This is a genomic window from Corynebacterium callunae DSM 20147 (assembly GCF_000344785.1).
GTDB lineage: Bacteria > Actinomycetota > Actinomycetes > Mycobacteriales > Mycobacteriaceae > Corynebacterium > Corynebacterium callunae.
Map to the genome: position 1 here is coordinate 2708411 of NC_020506.1, position 18241 is coordinate 2726651.

Genomic DNA, 18241 nt, shown 5'->3' on the forward strand with positions numbered 1-18241 from the left:
TATGAAAAAAAATCAAGGCCGTGAAAAGCCCAAAACCCAGCCAACAACAAACAACCAACCACCACAAAAAAGGGTGATTGACTGGCTGTTAACCAAAAATAATGGTTATAAAAATAAAACAAAAAACGTTCCCCACCAACCCGACGGGGTCAAAGAGTGGGAAACAAAAGTGTTCTACCACAACCATGCACAAAAACTAAAACACACCCCAAAGAGCATGTTCCTTATTTACAGTGGTGGGATATATGCAACCCACCACCCGGCATGACCAACCCCAAACCATGTTTGGGGATTATGGTAAACATAATAAAATAAATGGCACACTATTGAGTTCTCAAACAACATACACATACCAACAACAAACCCAATTTTTTATCTCGAGTAGGTGTTTGGCAGCTTGATCAATCTTAGTAACTGGTAGTCAAGAAAGCAAATTCCTTGTTTTTCCTGTTTTCTATGATTGTGTTTGTCGATCCGCTTGTTTTCCTTTCCGCCTCATCAACCAGTGTGACTGGCGGGGCGTTGTCGGTCGCGGCGACTTCCACTAAGTTACACACACTCACCGATGTTTTCAAATGCGCAGGTCACAGCCCCACAGAGCAACGTCGAAAAGCATCTTTTTAAATGCTTTGTGTCATTCGGGAGTCTTAACCCGAATTCTCAATCCGAAAAGATCCGCTGCATAGTTGCCGGCGCTGATTCGGGTTGGGTATTGCGGCGCAACGCCATCGAGCAAAGGTGAGCAGTCGATCCGCAATCTTAAGCTTGCAACGAAAGATGCAATTGCTGGAGAGAACTAGTCCCTCTTCAACTCAGTGCTGTTGAGGCTCGCTCTCTCGTAGATGTGCTCGCCTATGAATACTCAACGCATAGAGCCCAGAGGAAAATGATCCATTCCCTCCATTTATCTTTGAAGCGCCCTACGGAGATGTCTTACTCCTCCAACGTTGTGCAGCGACTGAAGATTGAAGCAGATCTGGACATCCAAGGATTGAAGTGCCCCGGGTTTTGTTCCTAGGCGTTTGCCTTGATTTCTATTATTTCTTGGCCCGGGTTGCTCTGGCAAAATTCTGATTCAACTTCATCTGGCGTGCGGTAGCCCAACCCTTGATGGATTCTGGTCTCATTCCACCAAGTAACCCATTCGAATGTCGCTATTTCCACGTCGACAACGTCATCCCACGTCCTGTTATGGATAAGCTCGTTTTTGTACGAGCCGTTGACGTTTTCCGCTAGAGCATTGTCATAGGAATCACCCACCGTTCCTGTGGATGCAACGATTTTATGCTCAGCAAGACGCTCGTTATAGACAATGCTGACGTATTGCGATCCGTGGTCTGAATGGTGAATCAGTCCAGCCGTTTCCTCAGCGCACACAATCGCTTGATTCAGTGCCTGCAAAGGCAAAGCCTCAGTGCGAATCGAATCGGACAAGGCCCAGCCAACAATGCGGCGAGAAAACACATCCATGACGAAAGCGGTGTACACAAAGCCTTTTCGGGTTCGCACATAGGTAATATCGCCCAACCCACAACTGATTCGGCCTGTGCGCGGTAAAGTCGCGATTGACCATGTCAGGACGATTATCCGGGCCTTTGGGTTTACGGGTCGTTATCGGCGCTCGGCCTTTGGGCTTACCTGCTACGCCAGCCAGTCGCATCAAACGAGCGGTTTGCTCACGACCAATATCAATCCCCTGGCGAGCAAGAGTGTGCCACATCTTTCGTACTCCATAAACACCGTAATTTTCAGCGTGGATCTCGCGGATGTGTTCTACCAAAGCAATATCGCGCAGACGACGTGAGCTTAGCCCGCGAGCCTTGGACTGGCGATAGCCGCGGGAGGTGATAAAGCCGCCCGCACGGTGGGTGTTCAACGTCCTACGCACATGAACTCGATTGAGAAACGATCGCGGTGTTTGTCAATGAACTGGATCATTTCCGACGTTTTGGGTCGAGTTCCGATGCGAAAAAAGCCGATGCAGCCTTGAGCAATTCGTTGGTGTCTCGCAGCTCTTGATTCTCACGGCGCAGCTTGGCAACTTCAGCGACTAAGTCTTCTGGCTGGTGTTGGTGAGTGAGACCATCACGGCGAGCCTGCTGCGTCCATTGCCTGGCCGTGTGCCACGAGACGCCCAGTTTTGGTGCGACTGCTTGGCACGCTTGTTGCATCGAAAGGTTCTCGGCCAAGATACGATCCTCTACCAGGCGGACCACACGGTCCTTGGCTTCCTGGTCAAACTTCTTTGGCATGTACTAGATTTTCCCATCTACTCAGACGGAACAAAACCTGGGACAGTTCAGATTATCGACGCCGAGGTCTATCTCGTCGAATTATAACAGCGCTGGAAGATGCGGCTGCTGAGTTTGGTTATCGACGGTTTTACTTCACACGTGAACCTCGCCGGCGGGAAGCAGAAACCTATATCTACCAATGGGCTACTCACCACTATTTGATGTCCATGAAGATCCCAAAAGGTAACTGAAGCCCAGCGCATCCGTGTAGAGATTAGGGGTCACGTCCAGAAGCTCGACTTTCCACTGTTAAGGCAAATGCTAATTTTCATAATGCAAAAAGATACTGAATAACACTGACTGCCACTGATATCTACTACTAAACGCAATTAAGGAGAGGGAGAGGAATGTTTTGGTCCTCTCCCTCCCCTTATATACGCCCTATATCAAGGCATGCGAAGGGGGTGTGAGAAACAAAACTGTTTCTCACACCCCCCAACACACAAGAAAAGGAAGAACACCACAACGATGTTCTACCCCTCCTTTTAGACATGACTAAAGCCCGTATAACACAACGTGTCATACGGGCTTCAGCGTTTATCTAATTAAGTTTTAGGTCGGCGGTAACCTACTCTCCCACACCCTCCCGAGTGCAGTACCATCAGCGTAACCAGGCTTAGCTTCCGGGTTCGGAACGGGACCGGGCGTTTCCCTGCTACTATCACCACCGACACAACCAACCACCACACCACAAAAAATGATGCGTGTTGTGTCAAATACTGCATAGTGGACGCGAGCAAATCTTTTTGCTATTTTTCGTTACGTTTTGCGTATCACCAACAACCCTAAAGTTGTTTGTGTTTTGTTGTCGGTAAATTAGTACCAGTCACCTCCACACCTTACAATGCGTCCAGATCTGGCCTATCAACCCCATAATCTATAGGGAACCTCAAAAGAAACCTCATCTCGAAACAGGCTTCCCGCTTAGATGCTTTCAGCGGTTATCCCTTCCGTACGTAGCCAACCAGCCCTGCTCCTGGCGGAACAACTGGCACACCAGAGGTACGTCCGTCCCGGTCCTCTCGTACTAGGGACAGCCTTCCTTAAGTTTCAACGCGCGCGGCGGATAGAGACCGAACTGTCTCACGACGTTCTAAACCCAGCTCGCGTGCCGCTTTAATGGGCGAACAGCCCAACCCTTGGGACCTACTCCAGCCCCAGGATGCGACGAGCCGACATCGAGGTGCCAAACCATCCCGTCGATATGGACTCTTGGGGAAGATCAGCCTGTTATCCCCGGGGTACCTTTTATCCGTTGAGCGACACCACAACCACAAGTTGGTGCCGGATCACTAGTCCCGACTTTCGTCCCTGCTCGAGTTGTCACTCTCACAGTCAAGCTCCCTTGTGCACTTACACTCACCACCTGATTACCAACCAAGCTGAGGAAACCTTTGGGCGCCTCCGTTACATTTTGGGAGGCAACCGCCCCAGTTAAACTACCCACCAGGCACTGTCCCCAACCCAGATCATGGGCCAAGGTTAAGACATTCAATCCGATCAGAGTGGTATTTCACCAACGACTCACACACAACTAGCGTCATATGATCGAAGTCTCCCACCTATCCTACACAAACCGAATCAAACACCAATACCAAGCTATAGTGAAGGTCCCGGGGTCTTTTCGTCCTGCCGCGCGTAACGAGCATCTTTACTCGTACTGCAATTTCACCGGGCCTGTGGTTGAGACAGCAGGGAAGTCGTTACGCCATTCGTGCAGGTCGGAACTTACCCGACAAGGAATTTCGCTACCTTAGGATGGTTATAGTTACCACCGCCGTTTACTGGGGCTTAAATTCTCAGCTTCGCCTTTAACAGCTAACCGGTCCTCTTAACCTTCCAGCACCGGGCAGGCGTCAGTCCGTATACATCAACTTAAACGTCTTCGCACGGACCTGTGTTTTTAGTAAACAGTCGCTTCCCTCTATTCTCTGCGACCACCACACGCTCCCACCGCAAAGGTGTTCACCTATGATGGCCCCCCTTCTCCCGAAGTTACGGGGGCATTTTGCCGAGTTCCTTAACCACAGTTCACCCGAACGCCTTAGTATTCTCTACCTGACTACCTGTGTCGGTTTAGGGTACGGGCCGAATATGTACATCGCTAGAGGCTTTTCTCGACAGTACAGGATCACCAACTTCACCCCAAAAGGGCTCTGCATCACGCCTCACACATTAATAGTTGGCGGATTTACCTACCAACAGTGCTACACGCTTACACCACAATCCAATAAGTGGCTTAGCTACCTCACTGCGTCACCCCATCACTTAGCTACTACCAGATCAGGTCCCACGCAAACCACAACCACACATCATCAAAGATGACACATGGAAGCATTCGGGTGGTTAGTATCACTGATTCACCATGGTCGCACACACTCGGGTACGGGAATATCAACCCGTTATCCATCGACTACGCCTGTCGGCCTCGCCTTAGGCCCCGACTCACCCTGGGAAGATTAACTTGACCCAGGAACCCTTAGTCATCCGGCGGATGAGTTTCTCACTCATCATTCGTTACTCATGCCTGCATTCTCACTCGCACACACTCCACAACACCATTACCAGGCTGCTTCAACGCGTGCACGACGCTCCCCTACCCAACAACACAATAAAGTATCATTGCCGCGGCTTCGGCGGTGTGCTTAAGCCCCACTACATTGTCGGCGCGGAATCACTCGACCAGTGAGCTATTACGCACTCTTTCAAGGATGGCTGCTTCTAAGCCAACCTCCTGGCTGTCTTCGCGACCCCACCTCCTTTTCCACTTAGCACACCCTTAGGGGCCTTAGCCGGCGATCTGGGCTGTTTCCCTCTCGACTACGAAGCTTATCCCCCGCAGTCTCACTGCTGTGCTCTGACTTACCGGCATTCGGAGTTTGGCTGATGTCGCTAAGATGTTGGTCCCGCTAAACCATCCAGTAGCTCTACCTCCGGCAAGAAACACACAACGCTGCACCTAAATGCATTTCGGGGAGAACCAGCTATCACGGAGTTTGATTGGCCTTTCACCCCTACCCACAACTCATCCCCTCAGTTTTCAACCTAAGTGGGTTCGCGCCTCCACAAAGTCTTACCTCTGCTTCACACTGGCCATGGGTAGATCACTCCGCTTCGGGTCCAAGACATGCCACTAACACACCCTATTAGGATTCGGTTTCCCTACGGCTACCCCACACGGGTTAACCTCGCGACATGCCGCTGACTCGCAGGCTCATTCTTCAAAAGGCACGCCATCACCCCACAAGTGAGGCTCTGACGGATTGTAAGCACACGGTTTCAGGTACTATTTCACTCCCCTCCCGGGGTACTTTTCACCATTCCCTCACGGTACTAATCCGCTATCGGTCATATCAAGTATTCAGGCTTACCGGGTGGTCCCGGCAGATTCACAGCAGATTCCACGAGCCCGCTGCTACTTGGGAAAAACAACCACACACACCAACTGATCTTCGCGTACAGGACTATCACCTTCTACGGCAGGCGTTTCCACACCACTTCCACTAATCAATTAACCATGTGCCAGTGTCCGGCAGAACACACACGCTGTAACCCCACAACCACCTACATGTAACCCCTGCCGGGTATCACACACATAAGCTTTAGCCATCATCCACGTTCGCTCGCCACTACTAACGGAATCACAATTGTTTTCTTCTCCTACGGGTACTGAGATGTTTCACTTCCCCGTGTAAACCTCCCAACCGGCTATATATTCACCGGCAGGTAACCACACATTACTGCAGCTGGGTTTCCCCATTCGGACATCCTCGGATCAACGCTTAGTTGGCAACTCCCCGAGGCATAACGCAGCCTCTCACGTCCTTCATCGGCTTGATATGCCAAGGCATCCACCGTGTGCTCTTAAAAACAAAACACTAAGACAACACACCAACAAACACTCAAACAAGCATTCATCGTGTGTCACGTTCGGATACACAAAAAAATATACAAAAAATAAAGATGCTCGCGTCCACTATACAGTTCTCACACAACACACCATCACCACCACCAACCACACACAACCGTGCACAATCACTGGATAATCATGATCTGATGAAGAAACAACACATTACATGTCATTTCAGACACCCAACAGCATGCCACCTATTTTTATCTTCCCCCACAGAGAGAAGTGTTTACCACACCAAGGGTCATCTCCACCCGATTAATTTGTGTTGATGGCAACCACACATGGGTTCCAACACCAACAACCCATACAACCCAACAACTGTTGAGGATGAGTTTATTTAAAGCTCCTTAGAAAGGAGGTGATCCAGCCGCACCTTCCGGTACGGCTACCTTGTTACGACTTCGTCCCAATCGCCGATCCCACCTTCGACAGCTCCCCCCTAAAAGGTTGGGCCACTGGCTTCGGGTGTTACCAACTTTCATGACGTGACGGGCGGTGTGTACAAGGCCCGGGAACGTATTCACCGCAGCGTTGCTGATCTGCGATTACTAGCGACTCCGACTTCATGGGGTCGAGTTGCAGACCCCAATCCGAACTGAGGCCGGCTTTAAGAGATTAGCTCCACCTTACGGTGTGGCAACTCGCTGTACCGACCATTGTAGCATGTGTGAAGCCCTGGACATAAGGGGCATGATGATTTGACGTCATCCCCACCTTCCTCCGAGTTAACCCCGGCAGTTTCTCATGAGTGCCCACCATCACGTGATGGCAACATAAGACAAGGGTTGCGCTCGTTGCGGGACTTAACCCAACATCTCACGACACGAGCTGACGACAACCATGCACCACCTGTATACCGACCACAAGGGAAAACGTATCTCTACGCCGATCCGGTATATGTCAAGCCCAGGTAAGGTTCTTCGCGTTGCATCGAATTAATCCACATGCTCCGCCGCTTGTGCGGGCCCCCGTCAATTCCTTTGAGTTTTAGCCTTGCGGCCGTACTCCCCAGGCGGGGCGCTTAATGCGTTAGCTGCGGCACAGAAGACGTGGAAGTCCCCTACACCTAGCGCCCACCGTTTACGGCATGGACTACCAGGGTATCTAATCCTGTTCGCTACCCATGCTTTCGCTCCTCAGCGTCAGTTACTGCCCAGAGACCTGCCTTCGCCATTGGTGTTCCTCCTGATATCTGCGCATTTCACCGCTACACCAGGAATTCCAGTCTCCCCTACAGCACTCAAGTTATGCCCGTATCGCCTGCACGCCCGGAGTTAAGCCCCGGGATTTCACAGACGACGCGACAAACCACCTACGAGCTCTTTACGCCCAGTAATTCCGGACAACGCTCGCACCCTACGTATTACCGCGGCTGCTGGCACGTAGTTAGCCGGTGCTTCTTCTCCAGGTACCGTCAATGTAACTCTTCGTCCCTAGCGAAAGGAGTTTACAACCCGAAGGCCTTCATCCCCCACGCGGCGTCGCTGCATCAGGCTTTCGCCCATTGTGCAATATTCCCCACTGCTGCCTCCCGTAGGAGTCTGGGCCGTGTCTCAGTCCCAATGTGGCCGTACACCCTCTCAGGCCGGCTACCCGTCGACGCCTTGGTAGGCCATTACCCCACCAACAAGCTGATAGGCCGCAGGCTCATCCCACACCGCAAAAGCTTTCCACACACCACCGTAAAGATAGTGTGTCCTATTCGGTATTAGACCCAGTTTCCCAGGCTTATCCCAAAGTGCAGGGCAGATTACCTACGTGTTACTCACCCGTTCGCCACTAATCCACCTAGCAAGCTAAGCTTCATCGTTCGACTTGCATGTGTTAAGCACGCCGCCAGCGTTCGTCCTGAGCCAGGATCAAACTCTCCACAAAATATGAAAAAAAATCAAGGCCGTGAAAAGCCCAAAACCCAGCCAACAACAAACAACCAACCACCACAAAAAAGGGTGATTGACTGGCTGTTAACCAAAAATAATGGTTATAAAAATAAAACAAAAAACGTTCCCCACCAACCCGACGGGGTCAAAGAGTGGGAAACAAAAGTGTTCTACCACAACCATGCACAAAAACTAAAACACACCCCAAAGAGCATGTTCCTTATTTACAGTGGTGGGATATATGCAACCCACCACCCGGCATGACCAACCCCAAACCATGTTTGGGGATTATGGTAAACATAATAAAATAAATGGCACACTATTGAGTTCTCAAACAACATACACATACCAACAACAAACCCAATTTTTTATCTCGAGTAGGTGTTTGGCAGCTTGATCAATCTTAGTAACTGGTAGTCAAGAAAGCAAATTCCTTGTTTTTCCTGTTTTCTATGATTGTGTTTGTCGATCCGCTTGTTTTCCTTTCCGCCTCATCAACCAGTGTGACTGGCGGGGCGTTGTCGGTCGCGGCGACTTCCACTAAGTTACACACACTCACCGATGTTTTCAAATGCGCAGGTCACAGCCCCACAGAGCAACGTCGAAAAGCGTTATTACTGGTAGAGCCCCCGACTCTCCGCAACTTGGTCAAAAAGCTCGTGCACCCCAGAACGGTTGAGGCCAAGTTTGATGGCCTCGTCAACCAAGGGGGCGAGGAATACCGCGGCGAACTCTGCCCGCCGACGCTCGATAATGAGATGCGCTGCCTGTGCGGTCACAAACATCCCAATGCCGGGCTTCTTAATAAGGACACCTGCGCTGACTAGGAGTGCCAAGCCCTTGCGGGCGGTGGCCGGATTGATGTTGTGGAAGGCCGCGAGTTCATTCGTGGACGGCGCGCGCTGAAATGCCGTTAAAGAGCCTTCAACAATTGAGTCCTCTATGAGGGTGGCGATTTGGCGGAAAAGGGGGACGTTCGATTCCTCCACGTCAACTCCCCACCAGTTGGCTACTCATGTAACTAACCTTAACAGGTGTTGAAACATTCACATTCGCCTCATACGACATCGACTTATGCTTTCTTTAACATTGCAGCCGCCTTTATCCACCTGAAATAGACGAGTAATCGCAAGATAAGGCATGCTTGGATAAAAAGATTAATAAAACTCAACAGAATCGGAACTAGGAGCCATGCTTGAACGCACACAGGTATTCGTGGATACGTCCTACCTACTCGCAAGCTTTTATAACTCTTGGGAGACAGGGGCACGTGCCCAATTAGAAATTGACCTCCCCGAAGTAGTCGGGGTTTTAGGAAGGATGATCGAGCAACAACTTAAACAGCCAGTTCAAAGGCAAATGTGGTACGACGGAATCCCTGATTCCGGTCCCCACCGTTATCAGCGTGCCCTAAGAACCTGCGATGGTGTGCAGCTGCGCGCTGGACAGCTCATCGAATGGGGCGAAAGGCGTACCCAAAAAGCAGTGGACACCCGCCTGGTCGCTGACCTGGTGCTAGCTGGTGTGCGCGGACAATGTTCCGACATTGTATTAGTCAGTGGTGACGCCGATATGATCCCCGGTGTCCAAGAAGCAGCCAATGCAGGCTTGCGTGTTCACCTTTATGGTTTCGGTTGGGATTCAATGTCTTCGCAGCTACGCCATTGTTGCGATACCACCACCATCTTGGACCCACGCGAAGACTTTGCGGATTGTATGCAGTTGCAGGTGCTGGAAGGTCCGCTTCCCCCTGTTGTCAGAGTCAAGCCAATCGGTGACGCCGAACCAATCGAGGAGCTGGATTTCACTCCGGTTCCTGGAGTAGCCACGCCAGAACCTACTGCGGAAACAGCTGTGGAAACAGCCGCGGAGACCACCGCGGAAGATTCCGCAGTAGATTCCGCTCCGGAATTCAAGAACACAGCTCCTTTCAGTGCAAATGATGTTGCTGAAAAACTGTCTCCTCGCCCTGGTGAGCCTTCGGAAGCATTTGAAGATCAGCAATGCGAGGCGCAAAGCAGTATCGACAAGCGCGCGCAAAAGATTGCCGAACCTGCACTAGCAAAGCCGGAAACCGAAGCACCTACCCCGGCGCCGGCAGACGCAGCGCCGGAAGTTTCTGCGCAGCCATCACCAGTTGAACAGGCAGAACCAAAGCAGCCAACCACCCCAGCTTCTGCTCCGAAACCTGGCACCGCCGCGAAGCCAGTAAAGCCTGCTCAACCAAAGGCTCCAACGCCTAAGACGGTTGCGCAGAGCTCCGAGGCCTCACTGTCAACTGCACAAACACCCGCTACCAGCGAAGATTCTGCAGTTGAGGGCCATGTTGAAGATCATGTTGAGGAGACGCGGGCGAAAATCCCGAATCCTTCCATGATGGCTCCTCGCCGAAAACTGCGCTCTCGTTATGTACCGCTGCCAAATGAAGTATGGGCAACTGCTGGTTTCCAAACGCCTTATGACGTTGGCCAGCAATATGCTTCTTGGTGGTTTGAGAACGCTGCCACGGCTACCCAACGCGATCAAGCCCATCTACTCTCCGGCGGTGGCCTTCCTCCTGAGATTGATCGGCCACTTTTGCAATTCGCCTGTGAAACCTTGCATGAGTACACCTTGACAGAAGCCCAGCGTGTAAGCCTGCGCGATGGTTTCCATTCAGGTATTCGTGCAGTGTTGCTCAATATTCGCAACAGTCAGTAGGCACACTAAAGGCGGGACATCTCAACCAGAGATGCCCCGCCTTTTGCTGTATTACTTCATTGCGGAACCGTTAGTGCCGGAAGCATCCGGGGTTTCGTCGACAAGCTCCTTTGCGTCAGTAACACCGGACTCTAACTGACCCGTGGCGGCAGGCGCAGTGCCCAGCGCTTCGGCGCGCAACTGCTCAAGGCGGACGGCGGCGCGCTGATCGGTGCCGGACTGCTGAATCTCAGCCATGCGGTCGCTAACGGTGTTTTGGGTCAGCTCCTGGGCTCCCAAAGCATCTGCATAACGACGCTCGATCTTTTCGCGGACTGCGTCGAGGGTCGGAACGGAACCGTCGTTGCCACCGAATTGGTTGAGGCTGTCCATTGACTTGGTAACGGTTTCCTGCATCTGGGCCTGATCAGCCTGGGCGCGGAGAGCATCAATCTGAGACATCTGATCTTTAAGACGCATCTCAGATTCCTTGGATTTTGCAACCGCATCCTTAGCGGCAGCCTCAGCCTGCTGATGCAAAGCAGTAGTCTGCTCCAGCTGCTGCTCCACGGCTACGAGCTGGGAAGCAAAAACCTCAGCGGTGTTGTTAAACTCCTGCGCCTTGGTGGCATCTCCTGCAGCAGCGGATTTATCGGCGAGCTGAATTGCCTGACGAGCCTGATCCTGCAGCTTATCGCGGTCAGATACCAGGCGATTGAGCTTCATTTCGAGCTGCTTTTGCTGGCCGATAATCTGCGAGGCATGCTGCATAATTTGCTGGTGCTGCTGCTGCGCAGCCTCGGTAGCCTGCTGAATTTGTACCTTCGGATCGGCGTTTTCATCAATTTTATTGTCAAAAGATGCCATGAGGTACTTCCAGCCCTTGCTGAGCGGATTAGCCATAGTCAGTCACTTCCCTAAGGTTTGTGGAGATGGTCTTTAAATATTTAAAAATTGGAAGAAATTTCGCGGAACCAAATGAGGTTCACTCGGTAAATCCCCAGTCTACGCAAAAGTGCCCACTCCCACCGCCCAAGTTCTTAGATTTGGGGGCCAACCCTGAGATGTCCCTGAATCCACAAGCGCCTGCAGCAAGCGGATAGCAAAAAAGAGGGCCACCGACGTTTTGTCGGTAGCCCCCTGTTTGGACTTAAGGAAAATCTTAAGCCTCTGCGGATCCCTGCTGCTCTGCGATCTGACGGCGCACGTCTTCCATATCTAGACCCTTAACCTGGTTAACCAGATCATCAAGGGCTGGAGCTGGCATGGTGCCGGCTTCGCGGAAAACCATGATGCCATCGCGGAAAATCATCAGGGTTGGGATGGACTGAATTTCCAGGGCAGCGGTCAGGCTCTGGTTTGCCTCGGTATCGAGCTTTGCAAAGACAGCGTCGCTGTGGGTTTCAGAAACCTTCTCATAGGTTGGAGCGAACTGGCGGCAAGGACCACACCAAGATGCCCAAGCATCTACGAGGACAATTCCCTCACCGGTAACAGTTTGCTCAAATGTGTCTTCGGTTACTTCGATAGTCGCCATGGATAAACTCCGTTCAATATTTGTATGGTCTGTATAGAAACCAACTCAAAGCGGTAGCAGGTTATTCCCGCCGATTCATTTTCTTTATTCAGCGTGGTACCGCCTGACTCATTGCATATCGTACAGTGCTTTAAATGCCTTTTACAGGTACCGCTGGGAGTTACCATGTTCAAAGAAAGGGAGTTATGAGCACAAAAAACTACCAAGTCGAGGGTTTGACCTGCGAAAATGGCGCAGCCTCGGTGGAGGATGAGATCAGCATTGTGCCCGGCGCCCAAGGCGTAGATATTGATGTGGAAAATGGTCGCATTGCTGTCACCGGCGAAGGTTTCAGCGATGATGACATCATCAAAGCTGTGGAACTTGCGGGTTGCAAAGTAATTCCGAATTAACAGTGCCATTAAATACCAAAGTTGGTATTTGGATAAAAATCACCCCCGTTATGGGGGCTTTTTTATTGGTTATATCTTTCAATTGCTAGTTAAAAGTACAGCTAAATAACCAACCAGCTAATAAAAGAGTGCTTTTCGACGCGCCCCTGCCCCAGTAACCCGGCCAGAGCCCGGGGGTTCCAGGTGAGATTAAATCTCACTTTTGTCTCAAAAAAGAGTAATCTTTCCCGGCATGACACTAACTCGCAATGACAGGCTTGATCGCCTGCCAGTCACCTCAAAGCATAAGAAACTCCTAGGTGGTTCCGGCATTGGATGGGCACTTGATGCCATGGATGTCGGATTAATTTCTTTTGTCATGGCTGCACTTGCGGTTCAATGGAGCCTAAGTCCAACCCAGACTTCCCTACTCGGCTCAATTGGCTTTGTTGGTATGGCTATCGGTGCTTCCCTTGGAGGCCTGCTTGCTGACAAGTTGGGCCGTCGACAAGTTTTTGCTCTTTCCCTCCTTATTTACGGCATCGCCACCGGCGCTGCTGCACTTTCTGTCTCTTTGGGCATGTTGATGGTGCTGCGCTTTTTGGTCGGCTTGGGCCTTGGCGCAGAGTTGCCTGTTGCTTCTACCCTGATTTCCGAGTTTTCCCCACGCAAGGTACGCGGCCGCATGGTGGTTATTCTCGAAGCGTTTTGGGCTTTGGGGTGGATCCTCGCCGCAATTATCGGCACTTTTGTGGTCACCAGCTCCGATAACGGCTGGCGTTGGGCACTGGCTCTTGGCTGCGTTCCAGCTGCTTATGCCGTTTATGTCCGTCTTGGCTTGCCAGAATCTGTGCGCTTTTTGGAAAAGCATGACCGTCACAAAGAAGCTGAAAAGATTGTAGAATCCTTTGAGCGTGCGGCTCTTGATGAGGGCAAGACTTTAGATAACACCGCTCCAGAAGTCCGCGATGTTGAGGTCGCAGATTCCCAATCCATCTGGTCCCAGGCCTTGCGCAAGCGCACCGTAGCCCTGTGGATTGTGTGGTTCTGCATCAATCTCTCCTATTACGGAGCTTTCATCTGGATCCCATCGCTGCTGGTAGCCGATGGTTTTACCCTGGTGAAGTCTTTCCAATTCACCTTGATCATCACCTTGGCACAGCTGCCTGGTTATGCCGTTGCCGCCTGGCTTATTGAAAAGTGGGGCCGTCGCAGCACCCTGGCTACCTTCTTGGCAGGTTCTGCAATTTCCGCAATGCTCTATGGCCTCGCCGATGTGGAATGGCAGATCATCGTTGCCGGCTGCCTCTTATCCTTCTTTAACCTGGGCGCATGGGGCGCACTTTATGCCATCGGACCTGAGCTCTACCCCACCAATGTGCGTGGTACCGGAACCGGCGCAGCTGCCGGTTTTGGACGCATCGCATCTATCATCGCGCCGCTAATTGTGCCTCCGATTATCGCTTTTGGTGGCCCAATTGTACTGTTTGCAGTTTTTGCCGCGGCTTTTGCGATCGCCGCCATCGCAGCATATACGCTGCCTGAACAAAAGGGCAAAGCGCTGGCTGATTAATCAGAAAGCTTCTTAATCTCTTCCGCTGCCCTCTGCAGGATGTCGACAATTTCCGCCGACTTATCCTGGGGGGCAGCTTTTATTGCTTCACGCACCTTGTGGAACTCCGCGCGGAGGTTAAAAACCCGGCCAAAATCCGCTTGAGGGTTGCGATAAGCCTCCAAAATGGAGCCCCATTCCGCACGGTTGGCGGCAACAAGTTCTTTACCTTCATCACTTAGACGCGCCATCTTTCGACCCATCTCATTGGAAATCAAGATGAGACCTTCATCCTCCAACATGGACAAAGTTGGATAAACAGTTCCCGGGCTGGGACTCCAATTACCTTCTGTTTTTTCGCTGATCATGGTGATGATTTGATAACCGTGCAGGGATTCAGCTTCCAAAAGCGCCAAAACTACATTGCGGAGATCACCACGGCCTGCGCGCCCACCACGCCCTCGGCCTGGATGGCGTCCGTGATGGCGACGATCATGATCACGGTGCGGATGGCGGCGACCACATTCAAATTCTTTTTCGAAGTACATTTCTGATTCCTCTCTAAGGTTTTCAATTTGAAAGTTAACGATATATCTTTACATATCGTTAAGTCAATGAATCACTTAGAGATAGTCCGCCTTCGCAGGTGAAGCTATATCTTTAACTGCCAAGGTGTATCTAAAAAGCAAAAGGCGGGGCACAGTTTTAGGAAACTGTGCCCCGCCTTTTGCCACCTCTTGTGGCTTAGCCGCGAGCCATATCCACAAATCGGGAATAGTGCAGCTGGTGGGCCACCTGGACGGTGTCAATGGGACCACCACGGTGCTTTGCCAAGATGATATCGGCCTCGCCGGCACGCTCATCATCTTTATCCTGGGAATCTGGACGATAAAGCAGCATTACGATATCCGCATCCTGCTCCAAGGAACCCGATTCACGAAGGTCAGCCAATTGCGGACGCTTATCGGTACGCGACTCCGGACCACGGTTAAGCTGCGAAATTGCAATAAGCGGCACATCGAGTTCCTTGGCCAGCAACTTGAGCTGACGGGAGAACTCTGAAACTTCCTGCTGGCGGGATTCCACACGCTTACCGGAGCTCATCAACTGGAGATAATCCACCACGATCATTTTCAGGTCGTGTTTTTGCTTGAGTTTACGAGCCTTGGACCGAATTTCCATCATGGTCAAGTTGGCGGAATCATCAATAAACAATGGAGCCTTGGCTACTTTGTCTAGCTTTTGCACCATCTTTTCCCACGCAGCCTCATCCATTTTGCCACCGCGCATATCGGAAAGGCGGATTTCGGTTTCTGCAGAGAGCAAACGCATCACAATTTCTGACTTGGACATTTCCAAGGAGAAAATCACAGAAGCCATATTGTGCTTAATGGAAGCAGATCGCATGAAGTCCAAAGCGATAGTTGACTTACCCACACCAGGTCGCGCAGCCACGATAATCATCTGACCACCGCGCAGACCGTTGGTGAGATCATCAAGGTCTTTAAATCCTGTTGGAATACCTGTTGCTAGACCACCATCGGTGCTTAGCTGCTCCAGCTCTTCCATGGTATCGCCCAAAATATCTGCCAGGACTGCATAATCCTCGCTTTGATTCTTTTGAGAAACCGCAAAAACCTCTTGTTGTGCGCGGTCAATAACGGCGTCAATCTCCGCGCCATCATCGCCTTCATAGCCCAATTGCACCACACGAGTACCGGCATCTACTAGGCGGCGTAGCACTGCCTTTTCAGAGACAATCTCCGCATAGTAGCGAGCATTTGCTGCAGTAGGTACAGATTGGATGAGCGTATAAAGATACGCACCGCCACCAACTCGCTCCAGGTCATTTGTGCGATCCAAGCGACCAGAGACAATAACCGGGTCAATGTCTTTGTTATCGCTAAAAAGATCAATAATCGCCTGGAAAATTAGCTGGTGGGAAGGCTTATAAAAGTCCTCTGGGGTGAGCACATCCAAGATGTCAATGACCGTATTGGGACTAAGGAGCATGGCGCCCAAAACGCCCATTTCCGCGTCATTGTCATAGGGAGGGGAGCGAAAATCGCGATATTCGCGAGCTCCATCACTGCGCCCTTTTCCTTTGCGGGATCCAGACTCAAACTTCTTGGCACCAAAATCCGAGCCAGAGTTACCTTGTGGAGGGGAAAAATCCTCAAAGGCAGGAGTGGGAAAAGAAGATTCATGTGCCTCATCAGAAAAAGAGTCGCCGGGCTCTGGCGGGGGCACAAAGGCATCATCAAAACTTGCGGCTGGTACATCAGCAGACATTTAAATCCCCAATCATCATTCACACTCACTCTAGTAGCTAAAACCGGGGAAAGATAAAACAGCAGGGGAGAAGTAATTCTCCAATGATCTCACTCACAACCCGGCCGAATTGAGAAAACTATCCACAGTTTCTTTGGTTAACAACAGTAGTTTTATCCCCAATTATCCCCAGTTTTTCCACGTTGCTCACAATTGACCCATATGCCTGTGGATAACTTGTGGATAACTTTCCCCAAACACCACAGAATAATTGCATACATACTGGTCAGGACGGCGATTCGGGCTGTGGATAGATTTATCAACTCGGTGGATAACTATTCTCACCAGGCGTTTTAGTGGGTCGGAAACTCGCTTTGTACCGCTACGCAGGCCTTTTGCATCGAGCAAACTCTAGGTTAACTATCCACAGGAGACTGGAGTTATCCACAGACGGGGGATAGCAGTTTTGCAACTTATCCAACAGGCCAAAAGACCCAAGAAATACTTCAACCCCACTCCTGCTGTTTGGAGTGGGGTTGAAGAATGCTGTTGTCGTTGGGTGGCTTAGAAATTGTTCTAAGTCACCGCCGTCGCGCGCGTGTTGTCGTTACGCTGCGACGACCTCAAACTTCACGCGGGAGACGATGCCCTCGGTGATTTTTGCTTCTACCTGGTACTTACCGGTGGTCTTAACCAGGTTCTTCGGGAGAACAATGGCACGCTTATCCAGGTTCGGGCCGCCAGCTGCCTTGACTGCAGCGACAATGTCGTCAGTCTTAACGGAGCCGAATAGCTTTCCGCTCTCAGAGGTGCGGACTGCAACGGAGACACCCTCAAGTGCCTCGAGCTGAGCCTTTACTTCGCGAGCATGGTCGAGGTCGCGGATTGCGCGAGCCTCTTGGGCACGTTTGATGCCCTCGATCTGCTTCTCAGCACCCGGGGTGGCTACGATGGCCAGGCCACGGGGGAGCAGCAGGTTACGTCCGTAGCCGTCTTTAACCTCTACGATGTCGCCAGCGACACCGAGGTTTTCTACGGCGGCGGTGAGGATCAGCTTCATGATCCCTGCCTTTCGTGGTTTATGAGTGTATGTGAATTTTAGGAAAGAAAAGTTTAGAACGGAGGCTCATCATCTGCGCCATTAAAGCCGCTACCGGCTGGTGGTGCAGAGTTCCAAGGATCATTATCTGGTGCAGCCTGTGGGCTACCTCCGCCAAATCCACCTTGGTTGAAGTTGTTGCCCTGGGATTGATTCTGGTTTCCACCAAAGTCACCCTGGTTCCGCTGCTGATTGCCGCCGAAGCCGCCACCTTGGTTATTGGATCCGCCACCGAAGTTTCCGCCGTTTCCACCACTCCGAGGAGTGCGCGTGACCTCTGCCTTAGCAAAGGACAAGGATGGACCGACTTCATCAGCTTCGACCTCGAAGACACTGCGCTTCTCACCCTCGCGGGTTTCATAGGAGCGCTGTTTGAGGCGACCGGTGACGATAACGCGCATACCCTTTGACAGGGATTCTGCGACGTTTTCTGCAGCCTGACGCCAAACGTTCACGGTGAGGAAAAGGGCTTCGCCATCTTCCCACTGATTGGTTTGACGATTGAACGTGCGGGGAGTTGAAGCAATGCGGAAGTTTGCCACTGCTGCACCCGAAGGGGTGAAACGCAATTCCGGGTCAGCAACGATGTTGCCGACAACGGTTATGTTGGTATCTCCGATTGCCATATTCCTTCAACTACCTCTC

Annotated in this window: 15 protein-coding genes, 3 rRNA genes and 1 pseudogene; 6 read left to right on the forward strand and 13 right to left on the reverse strand. The window is 51.4% G+C overall.

The window, feature by feature from the left end; genetic code table 11:
* Window position 1: 1 nt before the first annotated feature.
* Complete coding sequence (locus H924_RS12545) at window positions 2-268, forward strand: hypothetical protein (protein ID WP_015650010.1); 267 nt, start codon at window positions 2-4, stop codon at window positions 266-268.
* Between the two features lie 746 nt (window positions 269-1014).
* Here H924_RS12545 and H924_RS14750 read toward each other — a convergent pair.
* The 3 genes and pseudogenes from H924_RS14750 to H924_RS14760 form a co-directional block, all read right to left on the reverse strand.
* Complete coding sequence (locus H924_RS14750; protein WP_318532973.1) at window positions 1015-1470, reverse strand: integrase core domain-containing protein; 456 nt, start codon at window positions 1468-1470, stop codon at window positions 1015-1017.
* Window positions 1412-1888 (reverse strand): IS3 family transposase, encoded by a 477-nt coding sequence (locus tag H924_RS14755; protein ID WP_015650012.1) that lies wholly within the window; start codon window positions 1886-1888, stop codon window positions 1412-1414. Before H924_RS14755 ends, H924_RS14750 begins: the two co-directional genes overlap by 59 nt.
* 46 nt (window positions 1889-1934) lie before the next feature.
* Window positions 1935-2298 (reverse strand): annotated as a pseudogene (locus tag H924_RS14760) (transposase).
* Here H924_RS14760 and H924_RS14820 point away from each other — a divergent pair.
* Window positions 2246-2485, forward strand: a complete 240-nt coding sequence (locus tag H924_RS14820) for a GNAT family N-acetyltransferase (RefSeq protein ID WP_404825328.1) — start codon at window positions 2246-2248, stop codon at window positions 2483-2485. The pseudogene H924_RS14760 and the gene H924_RS14820 sit on opposite strands and share 53 nt — an antisense overlap.
* Before the next feature lie 364 nt (window positions 2486-2849).
* Here the strand turns inward: H924_RS14820 and rrf are convergent.
* From rrf to H924_RS12570, 3 genes are all read right to left on the reverse strand, one after another.
* Window positions 2850-2966, reverse strand: a 5S ribosomal RNA gene (rrf, locus tag H924_RS12560).
* Window positions 2967-3090: 124 nt separating this feature from the next.
* Window positions 3091-6172: ribosomal RNA gene (locus tag H924_RS12565) — 23S ribosomal RNA — on the reverse strand.
* Window positions 6173-6558: 386 nt separating this feature from the next.
* Window positions 6559-8082: ribosomal RNA gene (locus tag H924_RS12570) — 16S ribosomal RNA — on the reverse strand.
* The 16S, 23S and 5S rRNA genes sit together here, the layout of an rRNA operon.
* A gap of 2 nt (window positions 8083-8084) precedes the next feature.
* Here H924_RS12570 and H924_RS12575 point away from each other — a divergent pair.
* Window positions 8085-8351, forward strand: coding sequence for a hypothetical protein (locus H924_RS12575; RefSeq protein ID WP_015650010.1), 267 nt, complete (start codon window positions 8085-8087; stop codon window positions 8349-8351).
* 350 nt (window positions 8352-8701) lie between these two features.
* Here the strand turns inward: H924_RS12575 and H924_RS12580 are convergent, their stop codons facing one another.
* Window positions 8702-9076 (reverse strand): GntR family transcriptional regulator, encoded by a 375-nt coding sequence (locus H924_RS12580; RefSeq protein ID WP_015652337.1) that lies wholly within the window; start codon window positions 9074-9076, stop codon window positions 8702-8704.
* A 202-nt stretch (window positions 9077-9278) separates the two neighbouring features.
* Between H924_RS12580 and H924_RS12585 the strand changes: the two genes are divergently transcribed.
* Window positions 9279-10787, forward strand: coding sequence for an NYN domain-containing protein (locus tag H924_RS12585; protein WP_029703546.1), 1509 nt, complete (start codon window positions 9279-9281; stop codon window positions 10785-10787).
* A gap of 51 nt (window positions 10788-10838) precedes the next feature.
* On the opposite strand, the gene H924_RS12590 is transcribed toward H924_RS12585, so the two are convergent.
* Together H924_RS12590 and trxA are read right to left on the reverse strand one after the other, a co-directional pair.
* Complete coding sequence (locus H924_RS12590) at window positions 10839-11669, reverse strand: PspA/IM30 family protein (protein WP_015652339.1); 831 nt, start codon at window positions 11667-11669, stop codon at window positions 10839-10841.
* 259 nt (window positions 11670-11928) lie between these two features.
* Window positions 11929-12303 carry a thioredoxin gene (trxA, locus tag H924_RS12595; protein WP_015652340.1) on the reverse strand — a complete coding sequence of 125 codons (375 nt, stop codon included), beginning with the start codon at window positions 12301-12303 and terminating at the stop codon, window positions 11929-11931.
* 185 nt (window positions 12304-12488) lie between these two features.
* Here trxA and H924_RS12600 point away from each other — a divergent pair, with 185 nt between their 5' ends.
* Together H924_RS12600 and H924_RS12605 are read left to right on the forward strand one after the other, a co-directional pair.
* Entirely contained in the window at window positions 12489-12695 is a 207-nt protein-coding gene (locus H924_RS12600; RefSeq protein WP_015652341.1) for a heavy-metal-associated domain-containing protein, read from the forward strand.
* A gap of 232 nt (window positions 12696-12927) precedes the next feature.
* On the forward strand, window positions 12928-14247 hold the full coding sequence (locus H924_RS12605) for an MFS transporter (RefSeq protein WP_015652342.1): 1320 nt from the start codon (window positions 12928-12930) through the stop codon (window positions 14245-14247).
* Here the strand turns inward: H924_RS12605 and H924_RS12610 are convergent.
* The 4 genes from H924_RS12610 to H924_RS12625 all read right to left on the reverse strand — a co-directional run bounded on the left by H924_RS12610 (window position 14244) and on the right by H924_RS12625 (window position 18222).
* The gene (locus H924_RS12610) at window positions 14244-14774 is read right to left on the reverse strand and encodes a PadR family transcriptional regulator (RefSeq protein WP_015652343.1); all 531 of its coding nucleotides are present in this window, start codon (window positions 14772-14774) and stop codon (window positions 14244-14246) included. The two genes, H924_RS12605 and H924_RS12610, sit on opposite strands and share 4 nt — an antisense overlap.
* 196 nt (window positions 14775-14970) lie before the next feature.
* On the reverse strand, window positions 14971-16518 hold the full coding sequence (gene dnaB, locus H924_RS12615; RefSeq protein ID WP_015652344.1) for a replicative DNA helicase: 1548 nt from the start codon (window positions 16516-16518) through the stop codon (window positions 14971-14973).
* Between the two features lie 586 nt (window positions 16519-17104).
* A complete protein-coding gene (gene rplI / locus H924_RS12620; RefSeq protein ID WP_015652345.1) occupies window positions 17105-17557 on the reverse strand; it encodes a 50S ribosomal protein L9 in 453 nt (150 codons plus the stop codon).
* A 53-nt stretch (window positions 17558-17610) separates the two neighbouring features.
* Window positions 17611-18222: a single-stranded DNA-binding protein gene (locus H924_RS12625; protein WP_015652346.1), complete on the reverse strand. Its 612-nt coding sequence runs from the start codon at window positions 18220-18222 to the stop codon at window positions 17611-17613.
* Between the last annotated feature and the right edge of the window lie 19 nt (window positions 18223-18241).